We start from the raw sequence: 15,578 nt of genomic DNA, 5'->3' as shown, positions 1-15,578 counted from the left end.
AGCCGATCCATGCTGCTCATCCCCTGCCCGTGGTGCGGGCCCCGCGACGAGGCCGAGTTCCACTACGGCGGTCAGGCCCACGTGCCCTACCCGGAGGACCCGGCGTCCCTCAGTGACGAGGAGTGGGCCCGGTACCTGTTCTTCCGCGACAACCCGAAGGGCCCCTTCGCCGAGCGCTGGAGCCACGCGGCGGGCTGCCGCCGCTGGTTCAACGCGGTGCGGGACACGTCGACGAACGAGGTCCTGGCGGTGTACCGGGCGGGGGAGGAGCGCCCGGCGACTCTTGAGCCGAGGCCAGTGTTCTCAGCCCGTCTGGGGGTCCCCCCTCTGGGGGAGTTTGAGGACGAGGCCCTTTCGGGGCCGACGGGGGTCCAGGGGGCGGAGCCCCTTCAGGACGGGACGGGTAGGGGCGGCGGGGGCGCGGCAACCCAGCCGTTCCGCCACGCGACCCGCGGCCGAATCGACCGCGACACCCCCCTCACCTTCACCTTCGACGGCACCGAATACCAGGGCTACCGAGGCGACACCCTCGCCTCCGCCCTCCTCGCCAACGGCGTCATCCAGGCCGGCACCAGCATCAAGCTCGGCCGCCCCCGCGGCATCTTCTCCGCCGGCGTGGAGGAGCCCAACGCGGTCGTCCAGATCGAGGAGCCCTTCCCCGAGCCGATGCTGCCCGCGACGACCGTCGAGCTCTACGACGGCCTCGTGGCGACCAGCCTCCCCGGCCAGGGCCGCCTCGCCACCGACCCGGACCCCGCCCGCTACGACGCCGTACACGCCCACTGCGACCTCCTGGTCGTCGGCGCGGGCCCGGCCGGCCTCGCGGCCGCGGCGGCGGCAGCGAGAAGCGGCGCGCGCGTCATCCTCGCCGACGACCAGCCGGAACTGGGCGGCAGCCTCCTGGGCACGGCCGAACACCTCGACTGGGTACAGGAGATCACCGGGCAGCTCGACACCGCCCCGGAGGTCCGCGTCCTGCGCCGTACCACCGTCTTCGGCTACTACGACGACAACCACCTCCTCGCCGTCGAGCGCCGCACCAACCACCTCGGCGCCCAGGCCCCCGAGAACGTCTCCCGCGAACGCGTCTGGCGCATCCGCGCCCGCCGTGTCGTCCTCGCCACGGGTGCCCACGAGCGCTCGCTGGCCTTCGCGGACAACGACCGCCCCGGAGTGATGCTGGCCGCCTCGGCCCGCACGTACGTCAACCGCCACGGCGTCCTCCCGGGCCGCCACGCGGTCGTGTTCACCACCAACGACAGCGCCTACGCCGCGGCGCTGGACCTCACCGCGGCGGGCCTGGCCATCACGGCGATCGTCGACACCCGCCCCGAACCGGGGGAGTGGGCCGAGCGCGCGAGGGCGGCCGGCATCGAGGTCCTGCCCGGCCACGCCGTCACCGGCACGGAAGGCGACACGCGGCTCACCGCCGTGACCGTCGCCCCGTACGGACAGTCGGCGGGGCAGCGGGAGTTCGCCGCCGACCTGCTGCTGGTCTCCGGCGGCTGGAATCCGGTGGCGCACCTGTTCAGCCAGTCGGGCGGCAAGCTGCGCTACGACGACATGCTGGGCTCCTTCGTCCCCGACACCTGCCGCCAGGCGGTCGAGGTCGTGGGCAGTGCGAGCGGTGTCCTCGACCCGGCCACGGTCCTGGCGCAGGGCGCGGCCGCCGGTGCCCGCGCCGTCGAGGCCGAGGGTTACACGCCCGAGGCGCCCCGCCTCCCGGAGGTGGCCGCGCAGCCGCGGCAGACGCCACCGATGCACGTGTACGTCGTTCCGGGTGCCTCGGACGCCCCCCGTTTCGTCGACCTCCAACGCGACGTCACCGTCGACGACCTGACCCGTGCGACCGGCGCCGGCCTGCGCTCGGTCGAGCACACCAAGCGGTACACCACGGCCGGCACCGCCAACGACCAGGGCAAGACTTCCGGCGTCCTGGCCAGCGGCGTCGTCGCCGAACTGCTCGGCGTGGACATCTCGGCGCTCGGCCTGCCCACATTCCGGCCGCCGTACACCCCCGTCTCCTTCGCCGCCCTCGCCGGCCGCGACCGAGGCGCGCTGAGCGATCCGGTCCGCACGACCGCCCTCCACGAGTGGCATGTCGCGCACGGCGCCCTGTTCGAGAACGTCGGCCAGTGGAAGCGCCCCTGGTACTACCCGCAGGACGGCGAGGGCATGGAGGCCGCCGTGCTGCGCGAGTGCCGGGCGGCCCGCGAGAGCGTGGCCTTCATGGACGCCTCCACCCTCGGCAAGATCGATGTGCAGGGTCCGCACGCCGGCGTCTTCCTCGACCGGCTCTACACCAACATGATGAGCACCCTGAAGGTCGGCATGATCCGCTACGGCGTCATGTGCCGCCCGGACGGCATGGTCTTCGACGACGGCACGGTCATCCGCGTCGCCCAGGACCGCTTCCTGGTCACCACGACGACGGGCAACGCCGCCGCCGTACTGGACTGGATGGAGGAGTGGCTCCAGACCGAGTGGCCCGAGCTGAAGGTCCACTGCACGTCCGTGACCGAGCAGTGGGCCACGGTCGCCCTGGTCGGCCCCCGCTCCCGCGACGTCCTGGGCTCGCTCGCCCCCCGACTGGCCGTGTCCAACGACGACTTCCCGTTCATGGCCTGGCGGGAGACGACCGTCGCGGGCATCGAGGCCAGGGTGTGCCGGATCAGCTTCTCCGGCGAACTCGCCTACGAGATCAATGTCTCGCCCTGGCGGGCCCTCGCCCTCTGGGAGGCGTTGTACGAGGCCGGCGCCCCGTACGGCATCACCCCCTACGGCACCGAGACCATGCACGTCCTGCGGGCCGAGAAGGGCTACCCGATCATCGGCCAGGACACCGACGGCACGGTCACTCCCCAGGACCTCGGCATGAGCTGGGTGGTGTCGAAGAAGAAGCCGGACTTCATCGGCAAGCGGTCCTACGCCCGCGCGGACACCGCCCGCCCCGACCGCAAGCACCTGGTCGGCCTCCTCCCCGAGGACCCGGGCACCTTCCTCCCGGAGGGCACGCACCTGGTCGCCGACAGTGTGCTGCCCGCGCCGCCCGTCCCCATGCTCGGCCACGTCACCTCCAGCTATCGCAGCGCGGCCCTCGGCCGGACCTTCGCGCTCGCCCTGATCAAGGGCGGCCGGGACCGCATCGGCGAGCGGCTGTACGCCCCCGTCGGCGACCGACTGGTCCCGGTGACCGTCGCAAGCCCCGTCCTCTACGACCCCGAGGGAGCCCGCCGCGATGGCTGACACCGCCCTGACCGCCCCGCTCCGCAGCCCCCTGGCGCATGCCGCCGACCGCCTGGCCGCCGCGACACGCACGTCCGGGGGTGCGATCCGGCTGGCCGAACTTCCCTTCCTGGCCCAGATCAACGTCCGCCTCGACGCCAAGGGAACGGCGGCCGAAGCCGTCGGCCTCGCACTGGACCTCCCACTGCCTCTCCAGCCCAACACGGTCGTACACGCGGGCGAGTTGACCGCGCTGTGGCTCGGTCCGGACGAGTGGCTGCTGGTGGGATCGCCGGGGAGCGAGCGGGAGCTGGAGAGCCGGATCCGTAAGGCCGCGGGAGACGAGCCCGTCTCGGTCACCGACGTCTCCGCGCAGCGCACCACGCTCGTCGTCACGGGCCCCCGTGCCCGCGATCTGCTGGCCCACGGCTGCGCCCTGGACCTGCACCCGCGGGTCTTCGGCCCCGGACGATGCGCCCAGACCACCCTGGGCCGCACGCAGGTCGTCCTGGTCGCCCGGGACGAACCCAGGGCCGGATTCTGGGTCCTGGTCCGTTCGTCGTTCGCCGGCTATCTGGCGGACTGGTTGCTCGACGCGGCGACCGAGTACATCTGAGCGACCTCACCGGGGCCCGGCCCCGTCACCCCTGTGGGAGCTCCGCCGAGGGGCTCCCACAGGGCTTTGTGCAACAAGTCTCGTCATACGGCATCGAAAGCCGGACGCCAGGGCCTCCACGCGACGGCCTACGGCGCTGCAGCCGACCAAAGCGGCGCGGGGAACTGCGCGCCCGACCACCGACAACCCGCAGTCGCCGTCGAACCGAAGCCCCGAGCTCCAAGGCGAACAACCCTCGCAGCAGGGCATGCAGGCGAACGCCCTCTACGACAGCGCCGGCACAGCCGTCGTCGCGCTGAGCCCCCTGGCCGGGCCAGGGGAGGCTCAGCCCAGGTAGCCCATCCGGCGGCTGATCTCCTCCGCACCCCTGATCAGCACGGGCGCGAGCTCGTGGATGCGTTCCTCGGTGAAGCGGTACGTGGGGCCCGAGGCGCTGAGGGCGGCGATGACCTCGCCGTCGTGGGAGCGGATCGGGGCCGCCACGGCGTGCAGCCCGATCTCGAGTTCCTCCAGCGCCACCGCGTACCCGCGCTCCCGCGCCTCGGCGAGGTTCCTCTCCAGCTTCGTCCTGGCGGTAAGGGTGTTCGGCGTCAGCTTCTGCATTCCGGACGCCGCGAGCACGTCGGCGCGCTCCTTCTCCGAGAGGTGAGCCAAGAGGATCTTGCCGCTCGACGTGGCGTGCACCGGGGTGAGCTGCCCGACCCAGTTGTGCGTGCCGACCGCGCCCGGGCCGCGTACCTGGTGGAGGTTGACCGCATAGTGCTCCTGCAGGACCGCGATGTTGACCGTCTCGCCGATCTCCTCGCTGAGCCGCTCGCACACCGGCCGGCCCTGCTGGGTGATGTCGAGGCGGCCCGTGACCGCGCCGGCCAGGCGCACGATCCCGAAGCCCAGCCGGTACTTGCCCCGCTCGGCCGTCTGCTCGACCAGGCCGCGCGCCTCCAGCGCGCCGAGCAGACGGAACGCCGTGGACTTGTGGACGTCGATCTCGGCGGCCACCTCGCTGACACCCGCTTCGCCGCGCTGGGCGAGGATCTCCAGGACGCTGACGGCGCGGTCGACGGACTGCACCCCGTTCACCGCGGGACCTGCTGTTTCGCTCTCTGCGGTGTAGTTGCTCATAGCGCAACTATACGCAGGGGGTGTCCATGGGGCGCAGGGCCGGGGAAGGCGACGGCCATGGCGGGATCCGGTCGCCCGCATGGTCGCACGGCCCGTCCAGTCAGCGGAAGACCACTGTGCAGTTCCCGTTGACCAGTACACGGCTGTCGCTGTGCCACTCGACGGCGCGGGCGAGGACACGCAGCCGGCCGACCTCTCCGGGGGCCGGCCGGCTGCGTGTCCTGTGGGTGTCCGGCGGCCGGCTTCCCGCGGCATGACGAGTTCGCTCGCCCAGCCCCTTGACAGTGAGTGTCCGCAGGGAGACAGTTTGGTCGTTCGTTGCTTATAACGAAGAAAGTTGTGTATTGCGCAACTCAAGCGGGGGCCTCGGTCCTCACCCGGGCCCAGGGAAGTTCTCGCCCTCCGCTCGTCGATCAATCCGGGGGAGCGATCGACGTCCTCCCGCCATCCAGAACACCAGGCCGAAGCTCGCATTCGGCCCTCCCCTCGACGAGGAGATCGACCTTGACACACGAGGTACGCGCCGTCGTCGCCCGGAAGAAGGGCGTCCCGGTCTCGGTGGAGACCATCCTGGTGCCGGACCCCGGCCCCGGTGAGGCGCTGGTGCAGGTGCAGGCCTGCGGCGTCTGCCACACCGACCTGCACTACCGGGAGGGCGGGATCACCGACGAGTTCCCGTTCCTGCTCGGCCATGAGGCCGCAGGCGTGGTCGAGGCGGTCGGTGAGGGCGTCACCGGCGTCGTGCCCGGCGACTTCGTCGTACTCAACTGGCGTGCGGTCTGCGGCACATGCCGGGCCTGTCGCAAGGGCAAGCCGTGGTACTGCTTCGCCACCCACAACGCCACCCAGCCGATGACCCTGACCGACGGCACTGCGCTGTCCCCGGCCCTGGGCATCGGTGCCTTCGCCGAGAAGACCCTGGTCGCCGCCGGCCAGTGCACCAAGGTGGACGCGACCGCCTCTCCGGCCGCGGCGGGGTTGCTCGGCTGCGGTGTGATGGCCGGGTTCGGCGCGGCGGTCAACACCGGCGGCGTCGGCCGCGGCGACTCGATCGCGGTGATCGGCTGCGGCGGCGTGGGCATGGCCGCCATCGCGGGCGCCAAGGTGGCCGGTGCCGGCCGTATCATCGCCGTCGACGTCGACGAGCGGAAGCTGAAGTGGGCCGAGCAGTTCGGCGCCACCGACACCGTCGACTCCTCCAGGACCGACGCCGTCGAGGCGATCCGCGAGCTCACCGGCGGCTTCGGCGCCGACATCGTCGTAGACGCGGTGGGCCGCCCCGAGACCTACAAGCAGGCCTTCTACGCCCGCGACTTGGCCGGCACCGCCGTCCTGGTGGGCGTCCCCACGCCGGAGATGACCGTGGACCTGCCCCTGCTGGACGTCTTCGGCCGTGGCGGGGCACTGAAGTCCTCCTGGTACGGCGACTGCTTGCCCGCCCGGGACTTCCCCGCCCTGATCGACCTCTACCTGCAAGGCCGTTTCGACCTTCAGGACTTCGTGAGCGAGAAGATCGCCCTGGACGAGGTGGAGGCGGCGTTCGCCAAGATGCACCGAGGTGAGGTGCTGCGCTCGGTGGTGGTCCTGTGACGGCGCGGATCGAGCACCTGGTCACCTCCGGAACCTTCCAACTGGACGGCGGCAGCTGGGAGGTGGACAACAACGTCTGGCTGATCGGCAACGATGACGAGGTCCTCGTGATCGACGCCGCGCACGACACCGACGCGATCGCCGCCGCCGTCGGCAACCGGCGCCTGGTCGCCATCGTGTGCACCCCCGCCCACAACGACCACGTCAACGCCGCTTTGGCCCTGGCCGCCCGCTCCGGAGCGCCGACCCTGCCCCACCCGGCCGACGCCGTGCTGTGGAAGACGGCGCACGGCCTGACGACCCTTACGAGGCCGGCCTCGGCCTCGCCGTCCGCCGCACCAAGGAGCACTTCACCGGCAAGTCCGCACTCGAGGGCATCAGCGACGAGACGGTCACCCGTCGGCTCACCCCCCCTGGTCATCCAGGACCAGCAGTCCGTGGTGATGGGCCACGAACCGGTCTACGTGGACGGCCGCCCGGTCGGTTATGTGACCAGCGCCGCCTACGGCTACACCATCGGCGCACCCATCGCGTACGCCTGGCTGCCCGCCGGACACGCCGCCCCCGGGACCCCGGTGGAGATCGAGTACTTCGGCGCCAGGATCGCGGCCGTCACCGCCGCCGAGCCCCTGTTCGACCCCGAGATGTCCCGCATCCGGCGCTGAACCGGCACCGGGCGCCGGCAGAACCCAGAACCCTCATCGGCAAGATTCCCAGGAGATGGACACATGGCCTCTTCGTACGACGTGATCGTCGTCGGCCTGGGCGGGATGGGCAGCGCAGCCGCCTGTCACCTCGCCGCCCGCGGCCGGCGCGTGCTCGGCCTGGAGCGCTTCGGCCCGGCCCACAACCTCGGCTCCAGCCACGGCGGATCCCGCATCTACCGGCAGGCCTACTTCGAGGACCCGGCCTACGTGCCCCTGCTGCTTCGTGCCCACGAACTGTGGGAGAAGCTGGCCGCCGACTCCGGACGCGAGGTCTTCACCGAGACCGGCGGTCTCATGATCGGCCGCGAGGACAGCACGGCCTTCGCCGGCACCCTGCGCAGCGCCCAGGAGTTCGGCCTGGACCACGAGGTCCTGGGCGCCGCCGACATCCGGCGCCGCTTCCCCACCTTCAACCCCGCGGCCGAGGACGTCGCCTTCTACGAGCGCAAGGCCGGCATCGCCCGGCCCGAGGCGACCGTGACGGCCCACCTGGACCTGGCCCGGGCCCACGGCGCCGACCTGCACTTCGCGGAAATGGTCCTCGGCTGGGAGGCCGACGGCCCGGGCGGCAGGGCCTGGGTGGTCACCGACCGCGGCGCCTACACCGCCGACCGGCTCGTCATCGCTCCCGGGGCCTGGGCTCCCAAGCTCCTGACCGACCTGGGCGTGAGGGTGACGGTGGAGCGTCAGGTCATGTACTGGTTCCAACCAGAAGGCGGAACCGGCCCGTTCACCGCCGACCGGCACCCCGTCTACATCTGGGAGGACCCGGGCGGCACCCAGATCTACGGCTTCCCCTCGCTCGACGGCCCCGACGGCGGCGCCAAGGTCGCCTTCTTCCGCAAGGGCGTCCCCAGCGACCCCGACACCCTCGACCGCCGGATCCACCCGGACGAGATCGCGGCCATGGCCGAGTACCTGCGCCCGCGCATCCCCTCCCTGCCCGGCCGCTTCCTCAAGGCCGCGGCCTGCATGTACGCCAACACCCCGGACGAGCACTTCGTCCTCGCCCAGCACCCCGAGCACCCGCAGGTGACCGTGGCCTGCGGATTCTCCGGCCACGGCTTCAAGTTCGTCCCCGTCGTCGGCGAGATCCTCGCCGACCTGGCGACCGAAGGCACCACCGACCACCCCATCGCCCTGTTCGACCCCCGCCGCGTGCGCGTCTGACATCGTCCGAAGGTGACACGATGACCATCACGAACCTGCCGCCCAGCCTGATCCCCACGCTGTCCGGCGAGTACTACACCGACCCCGAGGTCTTCGCCCAGGAGCAGGAGCGGGTCTTCGAGGCCATGTGGTTCTGCGTGGCCCGTGCCCCCGAGCTGGCCAAGCCCGGCGCCTTCCGCACCTACCAGGTGGGACGCGAGAGCGTGCTGGTCACCCGCTCACGGGACGGCTCGATCAAGGCGTTCCTGAACATCTGCCGGCACCGCGGGGCCAAGCTGTGCACGGAGGAGTCCGGCGAGGTCAAGCGCGCCTTCCAGTGCCCGTACCACGCCTGGACCTACGGCCTGGACGGCAAGCTGGTCGCCGCGCCCAACCTGACGTCGATGCCCGACATCGACCGGACCGAGTACGGCCTGATCAACGTCCATGTACGGGAGTGGCTCGGTTATGTGTGGGTGTGCCTGGCCGACAACCCGCCCTCCTTCGAGGCGGACGTGATGGGCGCGGTCGTCGAGCGGCTGGGCGACCTCGAGTCGATCGAGCGCTACGGGATCGACGACCTGAAGGTGGGCCGCCGCATCACCTACGACGTGAAGGCCAACTGGAAGCTCATCATCGAGAACTTCATGGAGTGCTACCACTGCGCCACCATCCACCCGGAACTCACCGAAGTCCTGCCGGAGTTCGCGGACGGCTACGCGGCCCAGTACTACGTGGGCCACGGCGCCGAGTTCGGCGAGGACGTCCAGGGCTTCACCGTCGACGGCTCCGAGGGCCTGGACCGCATCCCGGGCGTCGCCGAGGACCAGGACCGCCGCTACTACGCCATCACCGTCCGGCCGCAGGTCTTCATCAACCTCGTGCCCGACCACGTGATCTTCCACCGGATGTACCCGATGGCCCCCGACCGCACGGTCGTCGAGTGCGACTGGCTGTATCTGCCGCACGTCGTGGAGAGCGGCAAGCACGTGAACCGTTCGGTGGAGCTGTTCCACCGGGTCAACCAACAGGACTTCGACGCCTGTGAGCGCACCCAGCCGGCGATGAGCTCGAAGGCGTACGCCAAGGGTGGCGTCCTGGTGCCCAGCGAGCACCACATCGGCGAATTCCACACCTGGCTGCAGCACAAGCTCGAGGTGCGGCCCACGCACTGACCCTCCCCACCCCCAGTACCGCCCGTCCACCTGCTGTTGCGGCCCCTCCGGCAGGTGGACGGGCATTGGGGTGGGGCTTCCGCTGCGAAATGCGCAGCCTTGAGCGTCATCAGAAATTGATGTACGGCCCCTCTCTTGACAAGCCCCGCATCCCGCGGAAAGCATGTTGCGTATAGCGAATGTCGTTGTGTTATGTGAGACAACTCCCCGTCTGGAGCCGGCATGAGGAGCATCACCGTCGTCGGAGCGTCGCTGGCAGGCCTGAGCACGGTCCGCGCGCTGCGCGCAGAGGGCTACGACGGCGAGATCGTCGTCGTGGGGGAGGAGCGCCACACTCCCTACGACCGCCCGCCGCTGTCCAAGGACTTCCTCAAAGGCGACCTCGAGGCCGACGCGCTCGCGCTCGGCGACGCGAGCGAATACGAGGACCTGGACGTGCAGTGGCTGCTCGGCGAGCGCGCGGTGCGGCTCGACCCCGTCGCCCGGACCATCACCCTGGCCGGCGGACGGCATGTGCGCACCGACGGGGTCGTCGTCGCGACCGGCGCCAGTCCCCGGATGCTCCCCGGCACGGACGGGTTGGCCGGCGTCCACACCCTGCGCACCCTGGACGACGCTCTGGCCCTCCGCACCGAGTTGCTGGACGGCCTGCCCAGGGTCGTCGTCATCGGCGCCGGTTTCATCGGCGCCGAGGTGGCGTCCACCGCCCACGGGCTCGGGCTCCAGGTCACCGTCGTCGAGGCGCTCGACGTACCGCTGGAACGCCAACTGGGGCGCGAGATGGGGCTGGTGTGCTCCTCGCTCCATAGCGATCACGGGGTTCGCCTGCTGCGCGGAACCGGTGTGGCGGGACTCATCGGCGAGGGCCGGGTCACGGGCGTACGGCTGGCGGACGGGCGGGTGCTGCCCGCCGACATCGTCGTGGTCGGGGTGGGTGTCAAGCCCGCCACCGACTGGCTCGCCGGTTCCGGCGTGCAGGTGGACGACGGTGTGGTGTGCGACGCCGGTTGCTCGACCGGTGTGCCGGGCGTGGTCGCCGTCGGTGACGTCGCCCGCTGCCCCAACCCGTTCACCGGACGGCACGCCCGCATCGAGCACTGGAGCAACGCCACCGAGCAGGCGAGGACCGCCGCCCGCACGCTGCTGACCGGTGTGGCGGCCCCTGCCCCGCTCACCGCACCGTACTTCTGGTCCGACCAGTACCAGGTGCGCATCCAGCTCGCCGGACACGTCGCCCCCGGCGCCCAGCCCGAAGTCGTCGAGGGTGACATCGACAGCCGTTCCTTCACGGCCGTCTACCGGCGCGAGGGCACCCCCGTCGCCGTGCTCTCGCTCAACCAGCCGAAGTTCTTCAACCGGCTCCGCCGCACCCTCGTCCCCGCCGCCGCGGCCGCCGTCTCATGAGCTCCCCGCTGCAACTCCCTCTGCACACAGGGGAGACCGCCATCAGCATTCCGCGGCACCTGCGTTACACCTGGGACCACGAGTGGCTGGTCGTGGACGAGGGCAACGCCACGGTCGGGATCACCGCGTTCGCGGCGCAGGCCCTCGGTGACGTCGTCGACCTCCGGCTGCCCAAGGTCGGTACCTGGGTCGAGGCGGGGGAGAGCTGTGGAGAGATCGCGTCACTGACAGCCGTCAGCGGCTTGTACGCCCCCGCCTCGGGCCGGGTCCTGGAAGTCAACACCGCGCTGGCCGACGACCCCGGTGTCGTCAGCGCCGCCCCTTACACCGGCGGCTGGCTGTTCCGGCTACGGGTCGAGAACATCGCCGGCGCGCTGTCCGCCGATGCCTACGCCGCCCACTGCGCCCACACCCAAGGAGACCGCCGATGACCCTGTTCAACCAGCCGCTGCACGAGCTCGACCCCGAGGTCGCCGCCGCGGTCGACGCCGAGTTGGAGCGCCAGCAGTCCACGCTGGAGATGATCGCCTCGGAGAACTTCGCGCCGGTCGCGGTCATGGAGGCGCAGGGCTCGGTCCTGACCAACAAGTACGCCGAGGGCTACCCGGGCCGCCGTTACTACGGCGGCTGCGAGCACGTCGATGTGGCCGAGCAGATCGCCATCGACCGGGTGAAGGAGCTGTTCGGCGCCGAGTACGCCAACGTCCAGCCGCACTCGGGCGCCTCCGCCAACCAGGCCGCCCTGTTCGCGCTGGCCCAGCCCGGCGACACCATCCTGGGCCTGGACCTGGCCCACGGTGGCCACCTCACCCACGGGATGAAGATCAACTTCTCGGGCAAGCAGTTCGAGGTCGTCCCGTACCACGTGGACTCCGCCACCGGCCTGGTCGACATGGCCGAGGTCGAGCGGCTCGCCAAGGAGCACCGGCCGAAGGTGATCATCGCTGGCTGGTCGGCGTACCCGCGGCAGCTGGACTTCGCCGAGTTCCGCCGGATCGCCGACGAGGTCGAGGCGTACCTGTGGGTCGACATGGCGCACTTCGCGGGTCTGGTGGCCGCGGGTCTGCATCCCAACCCCGTCGAGCACGCGGACGTCGTCACCTCCACCACCCACAAGACACTGGGCGGCCCGCGCGGCGGAATCATCCTGGCGAAGAAGGACTTCGCGAAGAAGCTGAACTCCTCCGTCTTCCCGGGCTTCCAGGGCGGCCCCCTGGAGCATGTGATCGCGGCCAAGGCGGTCTCCTTCAAGGTCGCCGCCTCGCAGGAGTTCAAGGAGCGTCAGCGCCGTACCGTCGAGGGCGCGCAGATCCTCGCCGAGCGCCTGACGGCCGCCGACGCCCGTGAGGCCGGCGTCAACGTCCTGTCCGGCGGCACGGACGTGCACCTCATCCTCGTCGACCTGCGCGAGTCCGAGCTGGACGGCCGGCAGGCCGAGGACCGCCTCCACGAGGTCGGCATCACGGTCAACCGCAACGCCGTCCCGAACGACCCGCGCCCGCCGATGGTCACGTCGGGCCTGCGCATCGGCACGCCCGCCCTCGCCACCCGAGGCTTCACGGCCGAGGACTTCGCCGAGGTCGCGGACGTCATCGCCGAGGCGCTGAAGCCGTCCTACGACGCGGAAGCGCTCAAGGCCCGGGTGAAGGCCCTGGCCGACAAGCACCCGCTCTACCCCGGCCTGTAAGTGACAACCTCCCGCAGGGGCGTGCCCGTGACCACTCGGCACGCCCCTTCAACCCCCGGAGTATGGCGTGGCAATCAGCGTCTTCGACCTGTTCTCCATAGGCATCGGCCCGTCCAGCTCGCACACCGTCGGCCCGATGCGCGCCGCCGGGATGTTCGTGGCCCGGCTGAAGCAGGACGGCGTGCTCGCCCAGACCGCCGCGGTACGGGCGGAACTCTTCGGCTCCCTCGGTGCCACCGGCCACGGCCACGGCACCCCCAAGGCGGTCCTGCTCGGCCTGGAGGGCAACGAGCCGCACACGGTCGACGTCGCCCAGGCCGACCTGGACGTCGAGCGGATCCGCAGCACCGGGCGCATCCGCCTCCTCGGCGCCGAGATCGGCCCGGCCCACGAGATCGACTTCGACGTCTCGACCCAGCTGGTCCTGCACCGCCGGCGCGCGCTGCCGTACCACGCCAACGGCATGATCCTCTTCGCGTACGACACCGACGGCGTGCCGCTGCTGGAGAAGACGTACTACTCCGTGGGCGGCGGCTTCGTGGTCGACGAGGACGCGGTCGGCGCGGACCGGATCAAACCCGACGACACGGTGCCGGCCCACCCGTTCCGCACCGGCGACGAGCTGCTGCGGCTCTCCCGGGAGACCGGCCTGTCGATTTCCGCGTTGATGCTGGAGAACGAGAAGGCCTGGCGCACCGAGGAGGAGATCCGCGCGGGCCTGCTGGAGATCTGGCGGGTCATGGAGGCATGTGTCGCACGGGGGATGGGCCGTGAGGGCATTCTTCCCGGCGGTCTGAAGGTCCGTCGGCGCGCCGCGGCGGTGGCCCGGCAGCTGCGCGGCGAGGGCGACCCGGCGGGGCGCGCCATGGAGTGGGTGACCCTCTACGCGATGGCGGTGAACGAGGAGAACGCGGCGGGCGGCCGGGTCGTCACCGCCCCGACGAACGGCGCCGCGGGCATCATCCCCGCCGTCCTGCACTACTACCTCGACTTCGTGCCGGGCGCCGACGACGACGGCATCGTCCGCTTCCTGCTCGCGGCGGGCGCCATCGGCATGCTTTTCAAAGAGAACGCCTCCATCTCCGGCGCCGAGGTCGGTTGCCAGGGCGAGGTCGGATCGGCCTGCTCGATGGCCGCCGGTGGTCTCGCCGAGGTCCTCGGCGGCAGTCCCGAACAGGTGGAGAACGCCGCCGAGATCGGCATGGAGCACAACCTCGGCCTCACCTGCGACCCGGTCGGCGGTCTCGTCCAGATCCCGTGCATCGAGCGCAACGGCATGGCCGCGGTCAAGGCCGTGACCGCCGCACGGATGGCCCTGCGCGGCGACGGCCGCCACCACGTCTCCCTCGACAAGGTCATCAAGACCATGAAGGAGACCGGCGCCGACATGAAGGTCAAGTACAAGGAGACCGCGCGCGGCGGACTCGCCGTCAACGTCATCGAGTGCTGAGGAGGTGGGCGGATCAGGAGAAAGGGCCGCAGCCATGCTCATCGGCGCCTTCGGTCGCGTAGCCACCGACCTGCGGGTCTCGCTCACCGGGAGGTTCGCTTCACCGGCGGCGAGCCGCTGCTGCGCCCCGGTCAGCCCGTCCGGCCGATGTCGGTCATCGGGGGATGACGCCCCAGGCGTAGAGCGGAACGAGATCCACACAAAGAACTGGGAGTGAGCCATGGGACGGGTCACCGAGCGACGGCGCGTGCTGCGGATCCGGGACGGCGCGCTGAGCACGCGCCCGGACACCTTGGTGGCAGAGGAGCCGCTGGAGATCCGGCTCGGCGGCAAGCCGCTGGCGATCACGATGCGCACGCCCGGGGACGACTTCGCGCTCGCCGCCGGGTTCCTGGTCAGCGAGGGCGTCGTGGGCCGGGCCGAGGAAGTGGCGAACATCGTGTACTGCGCCGGTGCCACGAGTGGGGGAGGTGCGAACACGTACAACGTCGTCGACGTGCAGCTCGCCCCCGGCGTGCCGGTGCCCGACATCACGCTCGAGCGCAACGTGTACACGACGTCATCGTGCGGTCTGTGCGGCAAGGCCAGCCTGGACGCCGTACGGACCACCGCGCGATGGCCGATCGCCGACATGCCCCCGGTTCGGGTCACCCCCGGACTGCTGGCGGTCCTGCCGGACCAACTACGGGCCGCGCAGCGGGTGTTCGAACGGACGGGTGGACTGCATGCCGCCGGGTTGTTCTCGCCCGAGGGCGAACTGCTGGACCTGCGGGAGGACGTCGGCCGGCACAACGCCGTCGACAAGCTGATCGGCCGCGCGCTGCAGTCCGGCCAACTGCCGCTGTCCCGGAGCATTTTGCTGGTGTCCGGGCGGGCCTCCTTCGAGCTGGCGCAGAAGGCGGTCATGGCGGGCATCCCGGTGCTGGCGGCGGTCTCGGCGCCGTCCTCTCTCGCCGTGGACCTGGCAGCGGAGACGGGGCTCACGCTCGTCGGCTTCCTGCGCGGCGGCTCCATGAACGTGTACGCGGGCGAACAGCGCCTCGATCTGCAAGCCGGGGCAACGGCAGGAGCCAGTACGTGACCCGGCTCGAAGGGCTCCACAGCCGTACCCACAGCCCCACCCACGGCAACACCCTCGTCGGCCCGCGCCGATTGCGGCCGCCCGGCGCTCACAACCGCCCCGGCCGCGTCGCGATGCTCAGCGTGCACACCTCACCGCTGCACCAGCCCGGCACCGGAGACGCCGGCGGTATGAACGTCTACATCGTCGAGCTCGCCAGGCGCCTCGCCGCCATCGACATCGAGGTGGAGATCTTCACCCGGGCCACCTCCGCCGCACTCCCGCCCGTCGTCGAGCTAGACGAGTAGTTCCGAATGCGGGGTTCTCAGCCGTGGGGAGGGTGTCCAACATCGGGTTGTGACGACCGAGTTAGACACCCTCTTGACCGCACTG

Annotated in this window: 12 protein-coding genes and 2 pseudogenes; 12 read left to right on the top strand and 2 right to left on the bottom strand. The window is 71.0% G+C overall.

Annotated elements, in window-relative coordinates:
* Nucleotides 1-9: 9 nt before the first annotated feature.
* Together ACYVMZ_RS06350 and ACYVMZ_RS06345 are read left to right on the top strand one after the other, a co-directional pair.
* Nucleotides 10-3,246: a sarcosine oxidase subunit alpha family protein gene (locus tag ACYVMZ_RS06350; RefSeq protein WP_461076419.1), complete on the top strand. Its 3,237-nt coding sequence runs from the start codon at nt 10-12 to the stop codon at nt 3,244-3,246.
* On the top strand, nt 3,239-3,841 hold the full coding sequence (locus ACYVMZ_RS06345; RefSeq protein ID WP_461076417.1) for a sarcosine oxidase subunit gamma: 603 nt from the start codon (nt 3,239-3,241) through the stop codon (nt 3,839-3,841). Before ACYVMZ_RS06350 ends, ACYVMZ_RS06345 begins: the two co-directional genes overlap by 8 nt.
* A gap of 324 nt (nt 3,842-4,165) precedes the next feature.
* Here the strand turns inward: ACYVMZ_RS06345 and ACYVMZ_RS06340 are convergent, their stop codons facing one another.
* Nucleotides 4,166-4,963 carry an IclR family transcriptional regulator gene (locus tag ACYVMZ_RS06340; RefSeq protein ID WP_461076415.1) on the bottom strand — a complete coding sequence of 266 codons (798 nt, stop codon included), beginning with the start codon at nt 4,961-4,963 and terminating at the stop codon, nt 4,166-4,168.
* 100 nt (nt 4,964-5,063) lie between these two features.
* A pseudogene (gene purU, locus ACYVMZ_RS06335) lies at nt 5,064-5,165 on the bottom strand (formyltetrahydrofolate deformylase); the annotation flags it as partial.
* A 302-nt stretch (nt 5,166-5,467) separates the two neighbouring features.
* On the opposite strand from purU, the gene ACYVMZ_RS06330 reads away from it, so the two are divergent.
* The 10 genes and pseudogenes from ACYVMZ_RS06330 to ACYVMZ_RS06285 all read left to right on the top strand — a co-directional run.
* The gene (locus ACYVMZ_RS06330) at nt 5,468-6,553 is read left to right on the top strand and encodes an S-(hydroxymethyl)mycothiol dehydrogenase (RefSeq protein WP_461076413.1); all 1,086 of its coding nucleotides are present in this window, start codon (nt 5,468-5,470) and stop codon (nt 6,551-6,553) included.
* Nucleotides 6,550-7,218 carry a glycine cleavage T C-terminal barrel domain-containing protein gene (locus tag ACYVMZ_RS06325; RefSeq protein ID WP_461076411.1) on the top strand — a complete coding sequence of 223 codons (669 nt, stop codon included), beginning with the start codon at nt 6,550-6,552 and terminating at the stop codon, nt 7,216-7,218. The genes ACYVMZ_RS06330 and ACYVMZ_RS06325 overlap by 4 nt, the downstream gene beginning before the upstream one ends.
* Before the next feature lie 63 nt (nt 7,219-7,281).
* Nucleotides 7,282-8,430 carry an N-methyl-L-tryptophan oxidase gene (gene solA / locus ACYVMZ_RS06320; protein ID WP_461076409.1) on the top strand — a complete coding sequence of 383 codons (1,149 nt, stop codon included), beginning with the start codon at nt 7,282-7,284 and terminating at the stop codon, nt 8,428-8,430.
* Nucleotides 8,431-8,450: 20 nt separating this feature from the next.
* The gene (locus tag ACYVMZ_RS06315; protein WP_461076407.1) at nt 8,451-9,584 is read left to right on the top strand and encodes an aromatic ring-hydroxylating oxygenase subunit alpha; all 1,134 of its coding nucleotides are present in this window, start codon (nt 8,451-8,453) and stop codon (nt 9,582-9,584) included.
* Nucleotides 9,585-9,806: 222 nt separating this feature from the next.
* Nucleotides 9,807-10,988: an NAD(P)/FAD-dependent oxidoreductase gene (locus ACYVMZ_RS06310; protein WP_461076405.1), complete on the top strand. Its 1,182-nt coding sequence runs from the start codon at nt 9,807-9,809 to the stop codon at nt 10,986-10,988.
* Complete coding sequence (gene gcvH / locus ACYVMZ_RS06305) at nt 10,985-11,419, top strand: glycine cleavage system protein GcvH (RefSeq protein WP_461076403.1); 435 nt, start codon at nt 10,985-10,987, stop codon at nt 11,417-11,419. The genes ACYVMZ_RS06310 and gcvH overlap by 4 nt, the downstream gene beginning before the upstream one ends.
* Nucleotides 11,416-12,675 (top strand): serine hydroxymethyltransferase, encoded by a 1,260-nt coding sequence (glyA, locus tag ACYVMZ_RS06300; RefSeq protein ID WP_461076401.1) that lies wholly within the window; start codon nt 11,416-11,418, stop codon nt 12,673-12,675. Before gcvH ends, glyA begins: the two co-directional genes overlap by 4 nt.
* Nucleotides 12,676-12,742: 67 nt before the next feature.
* Nucleotides 12,743-14,125 carry an L-serine ammonia-lyase gene (locus ACYVMZ_RS06295; protein WP_461076399.1) on the top strand — a complete coding sequence of 461 codons (1,383 nt, stop codon included), beginning with the start codon at nt 12,743-12,745 and terminating at the stop codon, nt 14,123-14,125.
* A 220-nt stretch (nt 14,126-14,345) separates the two neighbouring features.
* Nucleotides 14,346-15,206, top strand: coding sequence for a formate dehydrogenase accessory sulfurtransferase FdhD (fdhD, locus tag ACYVMZ_RS06290; RefSeq protein WP_461076397.1), 861 nt, complete (start codon nt 14,346-14,348; stop codon nt 15,204-15,206).
* Nucleotides 15,203-15,484, top strand: a pseudogene (locus tag ACYVMZ_RS06285) (D-inositol-3-phosphate glycosyltransferase); the annotation flags it as partial. The gene fdhD and the pseudogene ACYVMZ_RS06285, both read left to right, overlap by 4 nt.
* Nucleotides 15,485-15,578: the final 94 nt, after the last annotated feature.

The organism is Streptomyces deserti (genome assembly GCF_054782695.1).
Note: the sequence above shows the minus strand (reverse complement) of the source record. Positions and strands in the feature narration are given on the sequence as shown.